The organism is Kineococcus sp. G2, assembly GCF_037154035.1.
Lineage (GTDB): Bacteria > Actinomycetota > Actinomycetes > Actinomycetales > Kineococcaceae > Kineococcus.
Genome location: NZ_JBBBEM010000030.1, coordinates 26,158 through 45,360, shown reverse-complemented (window position 1 = coordinate 45,360; position 19,203 = coordinate 26,158). Strand labels below are relative to the sequence as shown.

Below are 19,203 nucleotides of genomic sequence, written 5' to 3'. Positions count from 1 at the left end.
GCGGTCGCTCGGGACCGGACCCGCTCAGGAGCGGTTCAACCGGGAGATCCAGTCCTCCAGGGCGGCCTCCTGGGACGCCGGTCCGCTGACGTCACCGGCCAGGACCATGACCTGCGACCCCATCAACTGCGCCAGCAGCTGATCGGCGAGGACGTCGTCGGTGCTGGTGGTGCGGACCTGCCCGAGCGAGCGCCCCTCGGCGAGCCAGCCGCGGATCGAGGTGCGCCAGGCTCGCATCGACTCGGCGTGCAGGCCGGCGAGGTCCTCGTCGGCCGGGAGGCGCCCCCACACCGTGAGCACCGCGCGGGCCTCGTCGAGGGTGAGCTCCTCCAGCGGCAGGACCTGCCGGCAGAAGGCGCGCAGCGCGTCGACGCCCCGCAGGCCCTCGACGGCCTCGGCCGCGCGGTCGTTGGTGGCCGCGTACACGTGCTGGTAGACGGCGCGCAGCAGGGCCTCCTTGTCCGCGAAGTAGTGCGTCAGCGCCCCGTTGGCGTACCCGGCCGCACGGGCGATCTCCCGCATGGTGGCGGCCTCCAGGCCGCGGTCGGCGATGAGGTGCCAGGCGGCCTCGATGATCCGCTGGCGGCGTTCGGCGTGGTCGACGAGCCTGGGCATGGTGGGCACAGCCTCGCACCGGCGGCGGCGGCACGCGCAGGCGGGACCGGCGAGGGCGCACTCCCAGCGACGGAACGCCGACCGTCAGCCGATGCCGGCGACCAGCTCGGCGGCCTGGTCGCACGCCGCCTTCTGGTGCGGCTCCAGGTCGTGGCCGTACATGCCGCCCACCACGGGGAACAGCGGGTCCTCCATCAGCTGCACCCCCGCCAGGGTCTCGATGCACGCGTAACCGCAGAAGGGGACGTAGTACGGGGAGTAGCCGCCCTCCTGGACCATCGCCACCTTGCCCCCGCACACCTCCCGGGCGACGTCGAGCACCAGCTGGGTCATGCCCCGGAAGCCCCTGGAGGTCACGAGCTGGCGTGCCAGCGGGTCCATGGCGTTGGGGTCCATGCCCGAGGCGACGACGACCAGGTCCGGCTGGAAGGCGCGCAGTGCCGGGACGATGACGTTCTCGGTGGCGTAGAGGTACCCGCCGTCACCGGTGCCGGGGGGCATGGGGATGTTGAGGTTGTACCCGTGGCCCGCCCCCTCACCGCGCTCGGACCCGAACCCGGAGTTCGGCGGGAAGCAGCGGTCCTGGTGGAGGGAGATCGTGAGGACCGACGGGTCGTCCCAGAAGATGGACTGGGTGCCGTTGCCGTGGTGGACGTCCCAGTCCACGACGGCCACCTTCGGCACGCCGAGCACCTCGCGGGCCCGCTTGACGGCGACGGCCGCGTTGTTGAAGACGCAGAACCCCATCCCGGTGTGCGCCGGTGCGTGGTGACCACAGGGGTGGACCAGCGCGTAGCCGTTGTCGATGCGGCCCTGCACCACCGCGTCGACCACCTCGATGGCTCCGCCGGCGGCCAGGGTGGCGATCTCGTAGCCACCCTTGCCGAACGGGGAGATCCCGTCACCGGCGTCACCGCCCTTGGGCTGCCGGCTCTCCCGCTGGATGCGCTCGACGTGCTCGGGGGTGTGCGCGCGCAGCAGTTCCTCTTCGCTGGCGTGCCGGGGCTGGAGGCGGTGGAGGTGGTCGATGAGTCCCGACACGACGACGAGCTCGTGCATCCGCCGCTTGGTGTCGGCGTGCGCGACGTGGTGGGAGATCGGCTGCAGCCCGATGCCCGGGTCGGCCGGGAACAGCGGAGCGCTGCCCGTGTCGCCCCACCCGTAGAGCTCGTGCCAGAGGTATCCGGTGGTCAAGGTCTCTCCCGTGGTCGCAGTGGCACCGTCAGACGACGGCGGGTTCGGCCCGCCGGTGGACGACACGGCCACCGAGGACGGTGAGGTCGACCGTCACGGTGGGCAGGTCGTGGGGGTCGATGGTCTCGAGGTCGGTGCCGACCACCACGAGGTCGGCCACCTTCCCGACCTCGAGCGTCCCCTTCCAGTCCTCGGCGAAGTCCTGCCACGCCGGGTTGCTGGTGTAGGTGCGCAGCGCCGTCGCGAGGTCGATGCGCTGGTCCGGCCCGCTGACCTCACCGCTCGCCTTGCCCTCGCGCAGCAGCATGGTCGACAGCCCCTGACGCCAGTCGGGAACGGTGACGGGGGCGTCGGAACTGCTCATGAGGTGGACCCCGGACTCGGCCGCCAGGCGGTAGGGCCACTCGTAGGAGGCGCGCTCGGCGCCGACGACGCCGACCTCGAGGTCGGCGATCGTCCACTTGATGGTGGGGTTCATGTTGACCCCGATGCCGTGCTCGGCCATCCGCGCCAGCGTCGCGGCGCTGACGAAGTCGCCGTGGATGAGGTAGTGACGGGCGTCCGGGCGGGGGTGCGCCTCCTGCGCGGCGACGATGGCGTCGACCACCGCGTCGATGGCCCGGTCACCGGTGACGTGGATGCCGAGCTGGTGGCCGGCCTCGTGGCCGGCGAGCACCATCTCCCGCAGCGTCTCCACCCGCTGCTCGTCGGTGGCGCCGCCCACGCACAGGGAGCCGCACCCGCCGCCGACGTACTCCTCGTGCATCCAGGCCGTCCCGCTCGGGGGGATGCCGTCGGCGAACACCTTCACGCCGAGGACCTGGAAGCGGCGGGGGTCCGGCTGCTCGGGCAGCTCGGTGCCGAGGTTCTCGCGGAACTCCTCGGCCGAGCCGGACATCCCGGTCGGCAGCAGCAGCGCGCTGACCCGGACGCCGAGCTCGCCGGCCGCCGCCAGTCGCGCGTAGACGGCCAGCCCTTCGGTGCCCATGGCACCACCGGCGAGCGCTTCGCCGCCGGGTCCGAGGGCCGGGTCGGTGATGCTGGTGATGCCCAGCTCCTGCAGCTTCCGGACCGCGGAGCGGATCGCCTGCTCCCGCCGCTCGGCGGTCAGCGCCGGCAGCGCCCCCTGCACGAGGGCCTGCGCCCCCTCGCGCAGGACACCGGTCAGCCGGCCGTCCGCGCCGGCGTCGACGTACCCGCCGTCGGGTACCGGGGTGGACTCGTCGACGCCCGCAGCCCGCAGGGCCGCCGAGTTCACCCAGGAGGTGTGCCGGGAGTAGTCCTGCAGGAAGACGGGGTTGTCCGGGCTGACCGCGTCGATGTCGTCGCGGTGGGGCAGGCGGCCCGGTTCCGCCAGGCACTCGGCCAGGTAGCCGTCGTCCCACCCCGTCCCCACGATCCACTCCCCCGGCGCGGCGGCCGCGACGGCCTCCCGCACGGCCTCGCGGATGTCCGCGATGGACGTGACGGTGGGGTGGGCGAGGTCCAGGGACAGCGGTGGGGAGTCCAGGCCGAAGGCGATGGCGTGCAGGTGCGAGTCGTTGATGCCGGGCAGCGCGGACCGCCCCGCGAGTTCGACCACCTCCGTCTCCGGGCCGATCCACTCCCCGATCTCCTCGTCGCTGCCGACGGCCACCACGAGGTCGTCGAGGATCGCCACCGCCGAGGCGGTCGTGAAATCGGCGTCGACGGTGAAGACCTTGCCGCCACGCATCACCAGGGTCGCTCGTCGCACGATTACCACTCCTCACCGGAGTTCCTGTCGTGGAACTCCTCTTTGAGTCTCCGACCGTAGAACCACCGGGGCAGGGGCGAGTTGCACCGGTGAGAAGATCTCGTTACCTGCCTGTTTCGCACCGCCTGTTTCGCACCACGAGGTGCTGGACGGACCCGCCCGGGTGCGGGCGGGTCCGTCAGGACGTCTCAGGCCGTCGGCGCGACGGTCGGCGAGGCGCCGCTGATCACCTGCGGGACGGCGACGGCCTTCAGGCCCTCCACCCCGAACTCCAGCCCGTAGCCGGAGCTCTTGACGCCGCCGAACGGCATCATGGGGTGCACCGAACCGTGCGAGTTGATCCACACGGTGCCGGCCTGGATGCGTTCGGCGACGGCGCGCGCCGCCGCCGGGTCCGAGGACCACACCGATCCGCCGAGCCCCACGTCGAGGCGGTTGGCGCTGGCGATCGCCTCCTCCACGTCGCTGTAGCGGATGATCGGCAGCGCGGGGCCGAACTGCTCCTCGTCGACGAGCGGGTCGCCGTCGTGCAGGTCCGCGACGAGGGTGATGGGGAAGAACAGCTCCCCCAGCTCGGTCGCCGGCTCGCCACCGGTGACGACCCGGCCACCGCGCTGCTTGGCGTCCTCGACGAGCCGGGCGACGATGTCGAACTGCTGCTTGTTCTGCAGCGGGCCCAGCACGCTGGCCTCGTCCAGGCTCGGCCCCATGGGCATCTTCCGCGAGACCTCGGCGAGGGCGTCGACGACCCGGTCGTAGAGGGAGTCGTGGACGTACAGCCGCTTCAGGGCCGCGCAGGTCTGGCCGGTGTTGATGAAGGCGCCCCAGAACAGGCCCTCGGCGATCGCCTCGGGGTCGGCGTCGGGCAGGACGATCCCGGCGTCGTTGCCACCCAGCTCCAGGGTGAGGCGGGCCAGGTTCCCGGCCGAGCTCTCGATGATCTTGCGCCCGGTGGCGGTGGAGCCGGTGAACATCACCTTGTCCACGTCGGGGTGCGAGGACAGGCGCGCGCCCACCTCCCGCTCGCCCGAGACGGCGGTCAGGACGCCTTCCGGCAGCTCCTCGTTCAGGATCGACACGAGCGCCAGGACGCTGAGGGGCGTGAACTCCGAGGGCTTGACCACGACCGAGTTGCCCATCCGCAGCGAGGGCGCGATCTGCCAGATCGAGATCATGAGCGGCCAGTTCCACGGGCCGATCGCCCCGACGACCCCGACGGGCCGGTAGACGAGCTCGGCGCGGGTGGTGCCGTCGTCGACGACGACCTGCGGTTCGAGCACCGTGCCGGCGGTGGCGCGCAGCCACGACGAGCAGGCACCGATCTCGAAGCGGGCGTTCGGGCCGTTGAGCGGCTTGCCCTGCTCGCGCGCCAGCAGCTGCGCCAGCGGCTCGGCCAGGGCGTCGATCCGGTCGGCCATGCGCAGCAGCGCCTGCGAGCGCTCCTCGTGGCCGCGGGCGGCCCAGCCGGGCTGGGCGGCGCGGGCGGCGGCGACGGCCGCCTCGAGGTCCTCGACGGTGTGCACGGGAGCGTGGCCGAGCACCGCGCCCGTGGCGGGCTCCCGGATCTCGCGGCCCTGGCCCTGCGGGGCGGCGACGCGGGCCAGCAGCTCCTCGTGGGCGGCGGGGGCCGTCGTGGTGTCGGTCATCAGGTGCTCCTCCTCGTCCTCTCCGCGGGCTCCTCGGTGAGCGGACCGCGGTGGCGGGCTCCAGCATCACCCGGGGGAGGCCGGGGGCCTTGGCCGTCAGCGCGAGGTCCTTGTCCAGAAGCGCACGAAGACCGCTCCCCCGGTGACCGGCGCCTCCGGCACGGTCCAGTCTTCCCGGAGGACCCTGCAGCGCAGCAGCCCGTCGAAGGAGACGACCTTGTCCTACGACACCATCGTCGTCGGTGCCGGTTCCGCCGGTTCCGTGATCACTCGCCGCCTCGTGGACGCCGGTCAGCGCGTCCTCCTGCTGGAAGCCGGCGGCGACGACCTCAACCCCGCCATCCACGACGTCGGCCGCCTCGGGGAGCTGTGGTTGAGCCCGGACGACTGGGGCTACTGGACCACCCCCCAGCCGCACGCCGCGAACCGCCGGCTGCACCTGCCGCGGGGCAAGGTGGTCGGCGGATCGCACTCGCTCAACGCGGCCATCTACGTGCGCGGGCACGCCTCGGACTACGACGCGTGGGCCGCCGCGGGCTGCGCGGGCTGGTCCTGGCAGGACGTGCTGCCGGTCTTCAAGGCCATCGAGGACTACGACGGCGGGGCGAGCGAGCTGCGCGGCGAGGGCGGCCCGCTCGACGTCGTCGGCGGTTACCCGCTCGCGCCGATCCAGGCCTCGATCGTGGAGGCCGCCCAGCAGGTCGGGATCCCGGTGAACCCCGACTACAACGCCGGTGAGCTGGACGGGATCTCCCAGCAGCAGGTCACCGTGCGCGACGGCAGGCGGCTGACCACGTTCACCGCCTACGTGCGCCCGGTGCTCGGCTCGCCGGCCCTGGACCTCGTCACCGGAGCCCACGTGCACCGCCTGCTCGTGGAGGGCGGGCGCGTGGTCGGCCTGGAGTACGAGGCGGGCGGGGAGCTGGTGCGCCAGGAGGCCGGTCGGGTCGTGCTCGCCGCCGGGGCCATCGGCTCGCCGCGGCTGCTGCTGCTCAGCGGCATCGGGCCGGCCACCGAGCTGGAGGCCGTGGGGGTGCGCCCCGTCCTGGACCTGCCCGGGGTCGGCAAGAACCTGCACGACCACTTCCTGTCCCCGGTGCTGCTGACCACGACCCGCCGGGAGATCGCCCCGCCCACCGGCGGCGCCTCGATCACCCAGACGCACCTGTTCGCCCGCAGCCGTCCCGGCCTGGACGTGCCGGACACCCAGCCGATCAACTTCAGCGTGCCCATGTACCAGGAGGGGATGCAGGGGCCCGCGACGGGCTTCACCCTGCAGGCCGGGATCGTCCGGCCCGCCAGCCGCGGCGAGCTGCGGCTGTCCGGCCCCTCCCCCGACGACGAACTGCTCATCGACCCGGCGGCGCTGGCCGAGGAGAGCGACCTCGAAGCACTGGTGTTCTCGGTGCGCCAGTGCCGCGAGATCGGCGCCGCCCCGGCCCTGGCCGAGGAGTGGGGCGCGCAGGAGCTCTACCCGGGCCCGCGGGTGAGCACGGACGAGGAGCTGCGCGACTACGTGCGGCGCACCGTCATCACGTACCACCACCAGGTGGGCACCTGCCGCATGGGTCACGACGAGCTCTCCGTCGTCGACCCGCAGCGGCTGGGGGTGCACGGCCTGGCGGGCCTGCACGTCGCGGACGCCTCGATCATGCCGAGGATCACCTCCGGGAACACCAACGCGCCCAGCATCCTCATCGGCGAGAAGGCCGCGGCGAGCCTGGTCGGCTGAACGCGGCGGGGCCCGGGTCACCCGCGGGTCCCGGCCCCGCACCCCCACCGCGAGCCCGGCGCCTCAGCCCCGCCGCAGCGCGCTGCGGGTGCCCGACGGCGGTTCGCCGTAGGCGGCCTTGTAGACGTGGGAGAAGTGCGCCGGGTCGTGGAAACCCCACCGGGCGCCGATGGCGGCGACGGGCACGCCCACCAGGCGGGGGTCGGTGAGGTCGCGCCGGCACCGCTCCAGGCGGCGCTGCCGGATCCAGCCGGAGACGGTCGCGCCCTCCGCGCGGAACAACCCGTGCAGGTGCCGCGTGGAGACGTGGTGGGCCGCGGCGATGCCGGCGGGCGTCAACCCGGGATCGCCCAGGTGGGCCTCGACGTGGTCGTGGATGCGCGCCAGCAGCGCGCGCCGGCGGGCGTCCGCGCTGGAGCGGACGTCCAGCTCCGCGGAGACCAGGGTGGTGACCAGGTCCAGCGCGTGCGTGGTCAGCCGAGCGCGGGCCGGGCCCGGCAGCCGATCGAGCTGGTCGGCCACGTGCGTGAGGAAGGGCGCCACCACGGCCCCCAGGCCGTCGCCGCCGTCGAACCGGGTCGCCGTCACCTCGCGGACCTGCTCGGGCGCCAGGCCCACCTGGGCGTGCGGGAACATGAGGATCACCGCGCGGAAGTCGTCGTCGAAGGCCATGGAGTACGGCCGGGAGGTGTCGTAGACCGCCAGGTCGCCGGCGCCCAGGACCGCTTCGCGATCCCCCTGCACGAGCAGGCAGCTGCCCTCCAGCTGCACGCTCACCTTGAAGCGGGGAGGGTCGCCGTGCTCCACGAGCGCCGGGGTGCGTTCCACCAGCTGGCGGCGGGCGGCGATCTCGACCACCTCGACACCGCCCGCTCCCGAGGACCGCAGGTGCGCGCGGAAGCGGTCGGGGGTGCTCGTGCTGACCCGCAGCGGCACGAAGGTGGAGGAGACCGCGTCGCGGAACGCGTCGATGCCCTGCAGGTGCACCAGCCCGCCGGTGCGTGCCGGTTCAGGTGCGGACGTCACGGCTCTCCTCTCCGGTCCGCCGTCACGGCACCGTGGCGGCCGCTCGATGCTAACCGGGCCGGGCGGGCGCGGGCCGGGCCGTTCACCCCAGCGCGCCGCCCGCCCCACCCGCCCGCCCCACCCGCCCGCCCCAGGACCGCGGACAGCTCCCCGGCCGCCGCGGTCAGGCGCGCGGCGAGGTGCGCCTCGTCGAGCACGGTGCCGTCGATGTAGACGACCGCGAGGGCGCACGGCTCCTCCAGGTGCGCCGGGACGGGGACCGCGACGGCCCGCAGGCCGGGGATCACCTCGTCGTGGGAGGTCGCCCAGCCGCGGCGGCGCACCGCGGCGACCTCGGCGGCACGCGTAGCCCCGGCCGTCGCGGGGCGGGCGGCGAGCAGCGCCAGGCCCGGCGCGCCCCGCTGCAGGGGGTGGACGGTCCCGGGCCGCTGGGCGAGGCTCGCCCCGGGTCGCCGGGGTTCCACGCTGGCCAGCGTCACGCAGTCCTCGCCGCGGGCGACCACCGCGAAGGCGGTGACGCCCAGGTCGGCGGCGACGGCCTCCAGCACCGGTTCGGCCGCGGTGCGCAGGTCCGGGAGCACCGAGCGCGCCAGCACGGCGAGGCCGACGCCGGGGCGGTAGCGCCCGGCCGGGTCCCGGTCGACGAGGCGGTGGGCCTCCAGCGTCCGCAGCAGCCGGTAGGCGATGGAGCGGTGCAACCCGAGACCGGCGGCGACGTCGTCGACGCTCAGGGAGCGCTCCGCCGCGGCGAGCAGTTCCAGGACGCGCAACCCGCGCGACAGCGTCTGCGACAGCGCTCCCTCGACCGCCACGTCCTCCCCCTCGCCGAACCGGTGCTCGCCGCAGACCCTACCGAGACGCCGGCCTTGACGGTTCCGGCAGGCGTCCCTACGGTTGTTCTGCATCAGAGTTTGATGCTCTCATATCGAACGCGCCGGCGAGGGCGCAGGCGGCCACAGAGAGGTGGGCACAGCCCGTGCAGTTCCACCACCACGGATACGTCTCGGGGGACCCCCGGGTGCAGCCGGCAGCCGGCGTCGGGCTCGACCGCCCGGACGACCTGCCCGACGAGGTCGACGTCCTGATCGTCGGGACCGGCCCGGCCGGGATGATCACCGCGGCGCAGCTCTCCCGCTTCCCCGGCGTGGTGACCCGGATCGTCGACCGGCGCGACGGCCGCCTCGCCATCGGCCAGGCCGACGGCATCCAGGCGCGCAGCGTGGAGACGTTCCAGGCGTTCGGCTTCGCCGGCCGGATCACCGCCGAGGCGTACCGGATCACCGAGACCGCGTTCTGGAAGCCGGACCCCGCCGACCCGGCCCGCATCACCCGCACCGCGCTGACGCCCGACGACCCCTCGGGCATCAGCGAGTTCCCGCACCTCATCGTCAACCAGGCCCGGGTGCTGGACTACTTCGCCGAGTTCATGGCGAACTCACCGACCCGGATGCGCCCGGACTACGGCTACGAGTTCAGCGACCTGCAGGTCCACGACGGCCGGGAGCACCCCGTCGAGGTCACCCTCGTCCACACGGCGGGCGAGCGCGCCGGTCGAACCCGCACCGTCCGGGCGAAGTACGTCGTCGGTGCCGACGGCGCCCGCAGCAAGGTGCGCGCCTCGATCGGCTGCACGCTCGCCGGCGCCGCGGCCAACCACGCCTGGGGCGTCATGGACGCCCTGGCCGTCACCGACTTCCCCGACATCCGGCGCAAGTGCGCCATCCAGTCCGCCACCGGCGGCAGCATCCTGCTCATCCCGCGCGAGGGCGGGCACCTGTTCCGCATGTACGTCGACCTCGGCGAGGTCCCCGAGGGCGGCAGCAGCGCGGTGCGCAGCACCACGATCGAGCAGATCATCGCCACCGCGCAGGAGATCCTGCACCCGTACACCCTCGACGTGCGCGACGTCGCCTGGCACAGCGTGTACGAGGTCGGCCACCGCCTGACGGACCGCTTCGACGACGTCCTGCCCGAGGAGGCGGGAAGCCGCAGCCCGCGCGTGTTCATCATGGGCGACGCCTGCCACACCCACAGCGCCAAGGCCGGGCAGGGCATGAACGTGTCCATGCAGGACGGTTTCAACCTGGCCTGGAAGCTCGGGCACGTGCTGGAGGGCCGCAGCCCGGAGAACCTGCTGAGCACCTACTCGGCCGAGCGGCAGGTCGCCGCCCAGGCCCTCATCGACTTCGACCGCGAGTGGTCCACGCTCATGGCCAAGAAGCCCGAGGAGATGGCGGACCCCGGCGAGCTGGAGAGGTACTACGTCCGCACCGCCGAGAACCTCGCCGGTCTCGCGGTCCAGTACGCCCCCTCGCAACTGGTGGCCGAACCCGTCCACCAGCAGCTCGCCGCGGGCTTCCCCGTCGGCAGGCGCTTCAAGTCCGCGCCCGTCGTCCGCGTCTGCGACGGGAACCCCGTCCACCTCGGCCACCACGCCACGGCCGACGGGCGCTGGCGGATCTACGTCTTCGCCGACGCGGCCCGTCCCGGCGAGGGCTCGGCCACCGACCGGCTCGCGCAGTGGCTCACCGACGCCGCCGGCTCCCCGCTGGCCGCCACTCCCCCGGACGCCGACCTGGACGCGTGGTTCGACGTGAAGGTGGTCTACCAGCAGGCCCACCCGGAGGTCGACATCACCGCCGTCCCGGAGGTGTTCAAGCCCCGGACCGGCCCGTTCGGGTTGATCGACTACGAGAAGGTGTACGCGGCCGATCCGGCGTCGGACGTCTTCGAGCTGCGCGGTGTGGACCGCGGCGGCGCCGTCGTCGTGGTGCGCCCGGACCAGTACGTGGCGAACGTGCTGCCGCTGGACGCGCACGCGGAGCTGGCGGCCTACTTCGCGCCGCTGCTGCGCCTGCCGGTGACCCACCGCGGCTGAACCCGGCACCGGCCACCGCCCCGCTCGGGACGGTGGCCGGTGCTCCTGGCCTACTTCGCGGCCGTGTTCACCGCGATGATCTCCTCCTGGTAGGGCGCCACGACGCTCGCGCTGATCCGGCAGTCGAGGAGGAAGACGCCCTCGCGCCCGGAGGCGAGCCACTCGGTCAGGCGTTCCAGGTCCTCCACGGTGCGTGCCACCGCCGCCTCGGCACCCACGGCGCGGGCCAGGCCGGCGAAGTCCACCTCGGGGATCAGCATCGGTTCCAGCGCCAGGCCCTGCGAGCCGTACAGGCTCACCTCGGCGTTGTACGCGGCGTCGTTCCAGACGACGACCACGCCCCGGCGCGCGGTGCGCACCACGCTCTCCAGGTCGGCCAGCGCCATCAGGCAGCCGCCGTCGCCCGTCGACAGGACGATCGTGGAGCCCGGGCAGGCGCGTGCCGCGCCGACGGCGCTGGCCAGGCCCAGACCGATGCTCTGGTAGGCGGTGCCGACCATCTGCATCCGGTGCGGCTCGGCCACGGGCCAGTACGTGTTCGCCCAGCCGATGAAGTGCCCGCCGTCGGAGACGACCACGCGGTCCTCGGGCAGCACCTCCGCCAGGCGCGCGGCCACGCTGCGGGGGTCCAACCGCCCGTCGGGCGCGAGCCCGGAACCCGGGTGCCGGCGGTGCAGTCCGCGGCGCGTCAGCGCAGCGGCCGCGGCGCGCCACCCGGGGACCGCGTTCGTCCGAGCAGGCAGGGCGTCGAGCACGGCCCGCACGGCACCGGCGGCACCGCCCCGGACGAACCGCGTCACCACCGGGTGCGTGGGCTCCTCCGCCTCGTCGATCTGCACGACCCGGGTGCCGGCACCGAAGAGGCGACCGAAACGCGTCGTGAACTGGTTCAGGCCGGCACCCACGACGAGGACGACGTCCGCCTCGCCCACCAGCGCCATCGCCTCCTCGTCGCCGAAGCCCCCGGTGACGCCCAGGTCGAAGCGCGGGTCGGGGAAGACGCTGCGCGCCGTCGCCGTGGTGCCCGTGACGGCACCGAGGGCCTGCGCGAGCTCCCCGAGGGCGGCACCGGCTCCGGCCAGGACGGCACCGCGCCCGGCCAGCAGGAACGGTCGCCGGGCGGAGGCCAGGTCCGTCGCCGCGGCAGCGGCCGCGACGAGGTCCACGTCGACCGGGACCGGAGGTTCCAGCGCCGGCAGCTCCCCGGCACCGGGCGCCCCACCGGCCTCCCGCGCCGCGACGTCGTAGGGGATCGCCACGACGACCGCGGTGCGCTCGCTCAGGGCGTGCTGCAACGCCGCGGTCGTCACGGCGACCGCGTCGTCCGGGCTCACGGTGAAGGTGCGCACACCGACCCCGGCGGCGATCGCCCCCTGGGCGACGTCCCACGGTCGCGGACCCGTCGTGGGCTGCTCGCCCACGACGAGCACGAGGGGGACGCGCGCCTGCGCCGCCTCGGCGAGCGGGGTGACGGCGTTGGTGAAACCCGCGCCGTACGTGGTGGTCGCGACGGCGATCCGGCCGCTCGCGCGGCAGTACGCGTCGGCCGCGGCGACCGCGGCCGCCTCGTGGCGCACCGCGGTGAACCGCACCCGTCCCGCGGTGTGCAGGGCGTCGATGAAGCGGGCGTTGCCGTTGCCCATCAGGCCGAAGGCGTCGGTGACGTGCGGGGCGAGGGTGTGGGCGACCAGGGCGGACGTCGTGGACACGTGGACTCCGGGGCGACGGTGCGGGAGGTTTCCATGTGTGTCTCGCGGCACCACCGCTTCGTGCCCCTTTTGCGGGCACCGGGAACGTCACCCGGACGGCACCACCTTAGGACGGGAACCCGCGCGCGGGAAGCCCGTCGGGAGCGGTCGTGCCGGTCGCGCGCCCTCACCGGATCAGGGTTCCGGAGCGAAGACCTTGCCCGGGTTGAGGATGCCCGCGGGGTCGAAGACCTCCTTGATCCGCCGCTGGAGGTCGAGCTGGTCCGCACCCAGCTCGTCCCCCAGCCACCGGCGCTTGAGCAGGCCGATGCCGTGCTCGCCGGACAGGGTCCCGCCCACCTCGAGGGCGAACTCGAACAGCTCCCCGGCCGCCCGCCAGACCGCCTCGGGCACCTCCTCGCCCCGGAAGGCGAAGGTGGGGTGCAGGTTGCCGTCCCCGGCGTGGCAGGCGGTCGGGATGACGAGGCCGTAGCGCTCCTCGAGCTCGCGCACCCGCGCGAACACCGCGCTCATCGCCTCCAGCGGGACGGCGACGTCCTCCACCAGCAACGTCCCCAGGGTCTCGATGGCCGGGAACGCCTGCCGGCGCACGGCCATCAGCCGGGCACCCCGCTCGGGGTCCGTCGTCAGCTCCGCGTCGCCGCCGCCGGCGGTGGCGAGGTCCAGGACCGCCTGTCCCTCCTCGAGGGCGCCGGTGCCGTCGGTCTGCACCAGCAGCAGCGCGTCGCCGCGGGAGAGCAGGTCGACGCCGCTGTACCGGCTGACGCACTCCAGGGTGCGGCGGTCCATCAGCTCCATGACCGCCGGCGTCCACCCGGCCGCCACGACGCTCGCGGCCGCCGCCGCGGCCCGCTCGACGGAGGGGAAGGACGCGCTGATCGTGGCGACCTCGCCGCGCACGAGCGGGCGCAGCTTCAGGGTGCACTCGACGATCACCCCGAGCGTCCCCTCGGAGCCGACCAGCAGCGCGCACAGGTCCAGGCCGGTGACCCCCTTGACGGTGTCGTGACCGACGCTGATGAGCCGGCCGTCGGCCAGCACCACCTTCAGCGACAGCACGGCGTCGCGGGTCACGCCGTACTTGGCGCAGAGCAGACCGCCGGCGTTCGTGGCGATGTTGCCGCCGACGGTGGAGATCTCCCGGCTGGCCGGGTCGGGGGCCCACCACAGCCCCTCCCCGGCCAGCAGGCGGTTCAGCTCGGCGTTGAGGACACCGGGCTCGACCACCGCCAGGCGGTTCTGCGGTGAGACCCGCAGCACGCGGTCCATGGCGCGCGTGGACAGCACGATCTCCCCGGGCCCGGCGATCCCCCCGCCGACCAGGCCGGTGCCCGCCCCGCGCGTGACCACGGGGACGCCGTGGGCGCTGGCGGTGCGGCAGGTGTGCTGGACGTCGGCGATCGAGCCGGCCTCGACGACGCACAGCGGGGCACCGTCGCTCACCCGGCCGGAGCGGTCCCGGCGGTACTGCTCCAGCACCGCCGGCGAGGTCCGCACCCGGTGCGGCATCGCCGCAACCAGGTCGGCGACCACACCCGCGGGGGTGGTCGGCACACCGTCCGCGTCAGTGCTCACGGGGTCCTCCCGGTCGATCGGGCCCGAGTCGATCACATCGGGAAACCGACGTACTTGGTCTCGAGGTACTCCTCGATGCCCTCGAAGCCGCCTTCGCGGCCGAACCCGGAGGCCTTGACCCCGCCGAACGGCGCGGCGGCGTTCGAGATGACCCCGGCGTTCAGGCCCACCATCCCGGTGTCCAGCGCCTCGGCCACCCGCATCCCGCGCGAGAAGCCCTCGGTGAAGACGTAGCCGACCAGGCCGTACTCGGTGTCGTTGGCCAGCGCCACGCCCTCCTCCTCGGTGTCGAAGGCGACCACCGGGGCCACCGGGCCGAAGGTCTCCTGCGTCAGCAGCCGGGCACCGGCCGGCACGCCGGTGACGACGGTGGGGGCGTAGAAGTAGCCCGCCTCCCCCACGCCCCGGCCACCGGTGAGCACCTGCGCACCCGCCTGCACGGCTTCGCTGACGCGGCCGGCGACGTCCTCGCAGGCGCGCGCGTCGATGAGCGGGCCGACCTGCACGCCCTCCTCGGTGCCGCGCCCGACCCGCAGCGCCCCCATCCGCTCGGCCAGGCGGTGCGAGAACTCCTCCGCGACGCCGCGCTGGACGTAGAAGCGGTTCGCGGCGGTGCACGCCTCGCCCATGTTGCGCATCTTCGCGGCCATCGCGCCCTCGACCGCCGCGTCCAGGTCGGCGTCGTCGAAGACGAGGAAGGGCGCGTTGCCGCCCAGTTCCATGGAGGTGCGCAGCAGCCGCTCCGCCGACTGGCGCACCAGTGCCTGCCCCACCGGCGTGGAGCCGGTGAACGTCAGCTTGCGCAGTCGCGGGTCGGCGATGAGCGGGGCCATCACCTCACTGGTGCGCGAGGTGGTGACCACGTTGAGGACCCCGTCGGGCACACCGGCTTCCTGGAGCACCCGCGCCAGGGCCAGCATCGTCAGCGGCGTCTGGGTGGCCGGCTTGACCACGACGGTGCAGCCCGCCGCCAGGGCGGGGCCGATCTTGCGGGTGCCCATCGCCAGCGGGAAGTTCCACGGCGTGATGGCCAGGCAGGGGCCCACCGGCTGCTTCATCGTCAGCATCCGTGAGCCACCGGCCGGGTTCTGCGCGTAGCGCCCCGAGATGCGCGAGGCCTCCTCGGAGAACCAGCGCAGGAACTCCGCGCCGTAGGCGACCTCGCCGCGGGCCTCGGCCAGCGGCTTGCCCATCTCCAGCGTCATGAGCAGCGCGAAGTCCTCCGCGCGCTCGGTGACCGCGTCGAAGGCGCGGCGCAGGATCTCCGCGCGCTGCCGCGGCGGGGTGCGCGCCCAGTCGTGCTGGGCGGCCACCGCGGCGTCGAGGGCGGCGGTGCCGTCCTCGACCGAGGCGTCGGCGATGCCGGTCAGCACCTGCCCGGTGGAGGGGTCCTCCACGGTCAGCGTGCCGGCGCTGCCGTCGCGCCAGGTGCCCCCGATGAACAGCTGCGTCGGCACGTCCCGCAGCAGCCGCTGCTCGCGCTCGGCACCACCGCTCACGGAGTTGCCCGCACCGCTGGTCGCGCCGCCCGTCGTCGTGCTCGTCATGCGTCCTCCTCCTCGCGCCCTGCGCCGCTGCTCAGACCTGGTGGCCGACCTTGAACCCCTGCTCGACCTCGTCCTTGCGGGTGTAGGAGAACCCGTCGGCGCCGATGGTCACGTCGGCCTCGCGGTCGTCCTCGCGCTCGACGACCTCGCGGGGGTCGCCGTCGAGGTCGAGCACCGTGGAGGCGTTGCTGTACCAGGAGGGCACGACGGGGTTGCCCCACCAGTCGCGGCGCTGGTTGTCGTGCACGTCCCAGGTGACGACCGGGTTGTCCGGGTCACCGGTGTAGTAGTCGTGCGTGTAGATCTCGATGCGGTGCCCGTCCGGGTCGAGCAGGTACAGGTAGAACGCGTTCGAGACGCCGTGCCGGCCCGGGCCGCGCTCGATCTGGTCGGAGCGGCGGACCGCACCGAGGTGGTCGCACAGGTGCAGGATCTGGCTGCGCTCGTGGGTGGCGAACGCGATGTGGTGCATCCGGGGGCCGTCGCCACCGGTGAGCGCCACGTCGTGCACGGTGGGCTTGCGGTACATCCACGCCGCGTAGACGGTGCCCTCCTCGTCCTCGATGTCCTCGGACACCTTGAAGCCGAGGCCCTCGTAGTACTCCCGCGCGGCAGGCACGTCCGGGGTGACGACGTTGAAGTGGTCCAGCCGGGAGATCGCACCGGCGCCGTGCAGGTCGTAGCGCTGGGTGAAGCGCTCGACGTGCTCGGCGTCGTGGAAGAACTCCACGGGGAAGCCCAGCGGGTCCACCACCTGCACGGCCTCGCCGATGCCCCTGGTGGTGCCGGCCGGCACGCGGCGCACCGGCACTTCCAGGGCGCGGTAGTAGTCCTCGGCCAGGTCGAGGTCCTGCGGGGTGCGCACCCGGTAGGCGAGCTTGGCGCACGCCGCGACGGGCCCCTTGCGGATGACCAGGGAGTGGTGCAGGTACTCCTCGAAGGCCCGCAGGTACAGGGCGTCCTCGGTCTCGGCGGTCACCACGAGGCCGAGCAGCTCGGTGTAGAACCACTTGGAGCGCTCGAGGTCGGTGACGACCAGCTCGGCGTACGCGCAGCGGATGACGTCGGGCGGGGTGGGCAGGGCGTCGTTCACGGGTTTCTCCTCGTCGAGAAGGGGGGTCTCAGTAGTCGATCTCGCTGGCGGCGCGGGCGCCGAAGCGGGTGGTGTGCACGTCGCCCAGGGTGATGTGAACGGCCTGCTGCTCGGTGTAGAAGTCGATGGATCGGTAGCCGCCCTCGTGGCCGAGCCCGGAGGCCTTGACCCCGCCGAAGGGGCTGCGCAGGTCGCGCACGTTGTGGGAGTTCAGCCACACCATGCCGGCCTCGATGGAGTGCGCGACGCGGTGCCCGCGCTGCAGGTCGGAGGTCCACACGTACCCGGCCAGGCCGTACTTGACGTCGTTGGCCAGACGGATCGCGTCGGCCTCGTCCTCGAAGGGGGTGATCGCCACGACGGGGCCGAAGATCTCCTCCTGGAAGATCCGGGCCGTGGAGGGGACGTCGGCGAAGACGGTGGGCGCCAGGTAGTTGCCGACGGGCAGGTGCTCGGGGCGGCCACCGCCGGCGACGAGGCGGCCCTCGGTCTTGCCGACCTCGACGTACCCCAGGACGCGCTCGTAGTGCTCCGGGTGCACCAGCGCGCCGACCTCGGTGGCCGGGTCGTGCGGGTTCCCGACGACGATGTTCTTCGCCCGGGCGGCGTAGCGCTCGACGAACTCGTCGTAGACGCTGCGCTCGACCAGGATGCGCGAGCCGGCGGTGCAGCGCTCGCCGTTGAGGGAGAAGACCCCGAACAGCGTCGAGTCCAGCGCGGCCTCGAGGTCGGCGTCGGCGAAGACGACCGCCGGCGACTTGCCGCCCAGCTCCATCGACATGCCCTTGAGGTGGGCCGCGGAGTTGCGGAAGATCAGCTGCCCGGTGGTGGTCTCACCGGTGAAGGAGATCAGGCGGGTGCCCGGGTGCTTGACGAGCGCGTCGCCGGCTTCCTCGCCGATCCCGTTGACGAGGTTGAAGACCCCCTTCGGCAGTCCGGCCTCGGTGAAGATCTGCGCCCACAGGCTCGCCGACAGCGGGGTGAACTCCGCGGGCTTGAGGACCACGGTGCACCCGGAGGCGATGGCGGGGGCCAGCTTCCAGCTCTCCAGCATGAACGGGGTGTTCCACGGCGTGATGAGCCCGGCGACGCCGACCGGCTTGCGGTTGACGTAGTTGACCTGCCTGCCGGGCACCTTGTAGGCGTCGTCGGTCTGGGCGACGATCAGGTCCGCGAAGAAGCGGAAGTTCTCCGCCGCGCGCTGCGCCTGCCCGAGGGCCTGGGTGATGGGCAGGCCGGTGTCGAAGGTCTCCAGCTCGGCCAGGCGGGCGTCGGACGCTTCGACGAGGTCGGCGATCCTGTTCAGGACGCGAGCGCGGGCGCGGGGCGCCATCGTCGGCCAGGGGCCGTCCTCGAAGGCGCGGCCGGCGGCCCGCACGGCGGCGTCGACGTCGGCGGCCTGCCCCGCCGAGGCGGTGGCGTAGTTCTCGTTCGAGACCGGGTCGAGCACGTCGAAGGTCTCACCGCCGACGGAGTCGCGCAGCTCGCCGTCGATGAAGTGCTGCAGGTGGGTGGGCAATCCGTCGGGCACGTGGCGGGTGGTCGCCTCGGACGCGGTGGTGGTCACGGTTTCCTCCTGGTCGTCGGGGATCGTCGTGGTGGTGGCCGGTCAGCCGCGCGGGGAGCCGTCGAGGGGCTGGGCGGCCTCGTGGGCGAGCACCGCCGCGAGGGTGGCGGTGCGGTGCGCGCGGGCGGCCTGCTCGACGGCGGCGGGATCGGCCCCGGAGGCGATGAGCCCGATGAGCCCGTCGTGCTCGGCGACGGACTGGTGGGTGCGTTCGGGGACCATCGAGAAGACGCTGGTGCGCAGCGTGCTGAGGCGGCGCCACCCGCGGTCGACGAGGTCGAGCAGGTGCGGGTTGGGGCAGGGCGCGGCCAGCGCGCGGTGCAGGCGCTGGTTGAGCTGGCTGAAGCGCTGGGTGTCGAAGTCGCCGCGGTCCAGCCCGTGCAGCTCGGCGCGCATGAGCTCGTTGAGCCGGCGCACCTCCTGAAGGTCGGAGGCGGTCAGCAGCGGGACGGCCTGCCCGACGGCCGCTCCCTCGACGACGGCGAGGGTTTCCATGGTCCAGCGGTACTCCACCGGGTCCAGTCCGCGGACGGTCGCTCCGACGTTGCGCTCGAACTCCACGAGGTGCTCCGCCTCCAGGCGCCGGATCGCCTCGCGCACCGGGACGGAGGAGGAGCCGAGCTCCTTGGCCAGCGCCCCCAGGACGAGGCGGTACCCGGGCGTGTACTCCCCGGAGTGGATGCGCTCGCGGATGAGCTGGTACGCCGCCTCGACCTTGGAGGTGGCGGCACCGGCCACGGGTCCAGGGGTCATCAGCGTCGCCTCCACGTCATCGTCAGGGCAGCCAGCGGGCTCTAGATCATATATCTTAACGTACACCGTAGACCCGCGAGAGCGTCCCGACAAGGGCCTCGACGCCTCGATCGCGGATCGTATACAGTTTTGA

14 protein-coding genes are annotated in these 19,203 nt (G+C 73.4%); 2 read left to right on the top strand and 12 right to left on the bottom strand.

All coding sequences use genetic code 11. The features are described 5' to 3' along the window. Positions 1-24: 24 nt before the first annotated feature. From V9U69_RS06245 to V9U69_RS06230, 4 genes are all read right to left on the bottom strand, one after another. Positions 25-615 carry a TetR/AcrR family transcriptional regulator gene (locus V9U69_RS06245; protein WP_337060508.1) on the bottom strand — a complete coding sequence of 197 codons (591 nt, stop codon included), beginning with the start codon at positions 613-615 and terminating at the stop codon, positions 25-27. 84 nt (positions 616-699) lie between these two features. Then, positions 700-1,809: a class II histone deacetylase gene (locus tag V9U69_RS06240; protein WP_337060507.1), complete on the bottom strand. Its 1,110-nt coding sequence runs from the start codon at positions 1,807-1,809 to the stop codon at positions 700-702. Positions 1,810-1,837: 28 nt separating this feature from the next. Continuing rightward, positions 1,838-3,523, bottom strand: coding sequence for an amidohydrolase (locus V9U69_RS06235; protein WP_442907629.1), 1,686 nt, complete (start codon positions 3,521-3,523; stop codon positions 1,838-1,840). Positions 3,524-3,732: 209 nt separating this feature from the next. Continuing rightward, positions 3,733-5,190 (bottom strand): aldehyde dehydrogenase family protein, encoded by a 1,458-nt coding sequence (locus V9U69_RS06230; RefSeq protein ID WP_337060505.1) that lies wholly within the window; start codon positions 5,188-5,190, stop codon positions 3,733-3,735. 217 nt (positions 5,191-5,407) lie between these two features. Between V9U69_RS06230 and V9U69_RS06225 the strand changes: the two genes are divergently transcribed. Then, complete coding sequence (locus V9U69_RS06225; RefSeq protein ID WP_337060504.1) at positions 5,408-6,922, top strand: GMC family oxidoreductase; 1,515 nt, start codon at positions 5,408-5,410, stop codon at positions 6,920-6,922. A gap of 63 nt (positions 6,923-6,985) precedes the next feature. Here the strand turns inward: V9U69_RS06225 and V9U69_RS06220 are convergent, their stop codons facing one another. Next, a complete protein-coding gene (locus V9U69_RS06220) occupies positions 6,986-7,948 on the bottom strand; it encodes a helix-turn-helix domain-containing protein (RefSeq protein ID WP_337060503.1) in 963 nt (320 codons plus the stop codon). Further along, positions 7,945-8,760, bottom strand: coding sequence for an IclR family transcriptional regulator (locus tag V9U69_RS06215; RefSeq protein ID WP_337060502.1), 816 nt, complete (start codon positions 8,758-8,760; stop codon positions 7,945-7,947). The genes V9U69_RS06220 and V9U69_RS06215 overlap by 4 nt, the downstream gene beginning before the upstream one ends. 164 nt (positions 8,761-8,924) lie before the next feature. On the opposite strand from V9U69_RS06215, the gene V9U69_RS06210 reads away from it, so the two are divergent. Further along, positions 8,925-10,826: an FAD-binding monooxygenase gene (locus V9U69_RS06210; RefSeq protein WP_337060501.1), complete on the top strand. Its 1,902-nt coding sequence runs from the start codon at positions 8,925-8,927 to the stop codon at positions 10,824-10,826. A 50-nt stretch (positions 10,827-10,876) separates the two neighbouring features. On the opposite strand, the gene V9U69_RS06205 is transcribed toward V9U69_RS06210, so the two are convergent. From V9U69_RS06205 to V9U69_RS06180, 6 genes are all read right to left on the bottom strand, one after another. Beyond that, positions 10,877-12,535 carry a thiamine pyrophosphate-binding protein gene (locus V9U69_RS06205; protein WP_337060499.1) on the bottom strand — a complete coding sequence of 553 codons (1,659 nt, stop codon included), beginning with the start codon at positions 12,533-12,535 and terminating at the stop codon, positions 10,877-10,879. A 174-nt stretch (positions 12,536-12,709) separates the two neighbouring features. Next, the gene (locus tag V9U69_RS06200) at positions 12,710-14,044 is read right to left on the bottom strand and encodes an FAD-binding oxidoreductase (protein ID WP_442907628.1); all 1,335 of its coding nucleotides are present in this window, start codon (positions 14,042-14,044) and stop codon (positions 12,710-12,712) included. Positions 14,045-14,142: 98 nt separating this feature from the next. Then, on the bottom strand, positions 14,143-15,657 hold the full coding sequence (locus tag V9U69_RS06195; protein WP_337060497.1) for an NAD-dependent succinate-semialdehyde dehydrogenase: 1,515 nt from the start codon (positions 15,655-15,657) through the stop codon (positions 14,143-14,145). Between the two features lie 31 nt (positions 15,658-15,688). Further along, on the bottom strand, positions 15,689-16,750 hold the full coding sequence (hpaD, locus tag V9U69_RS06190) for a 3,4-dihydroxyphenylacetate 2,3-dioxygenase (RefSeq protein WP_337060496.1): 1,062 nt from the start codon (positions 16,748-16,750) through the stop codon (positions 15,689-15,691). 28 nt (positions 16,751-16,778) lie between these two features. Beyond that, positions 16,779-18,317 (bottom strand): 5-carboxymethyl-2-hydroxymuconate semialdehyde dehydrogenase, encoded by a 1,539-nt coding sequence (hpaE, locus tag V9U69_RS06185; RefSeq protein WP_337060494.1) that lies wholly within the window; start codon positions 18,315-18,317, stop codon positions 16,779-16,781. Between the two features lie 42 nt (positions 18,318-18,359). After that, positions 18,360-19,070: a GntR family transcriptional regulator gene (locus V9U69_RS06180; protein ID WP_337060492.1), complete on the bottom strand. Its 711-nt coding sequence runs from the start codon at positions 19,068-19,070 to the stop codon at positions 18,360-18,362. Positions 19,071-19,203 lie beyond the last annotated feature (133 nt).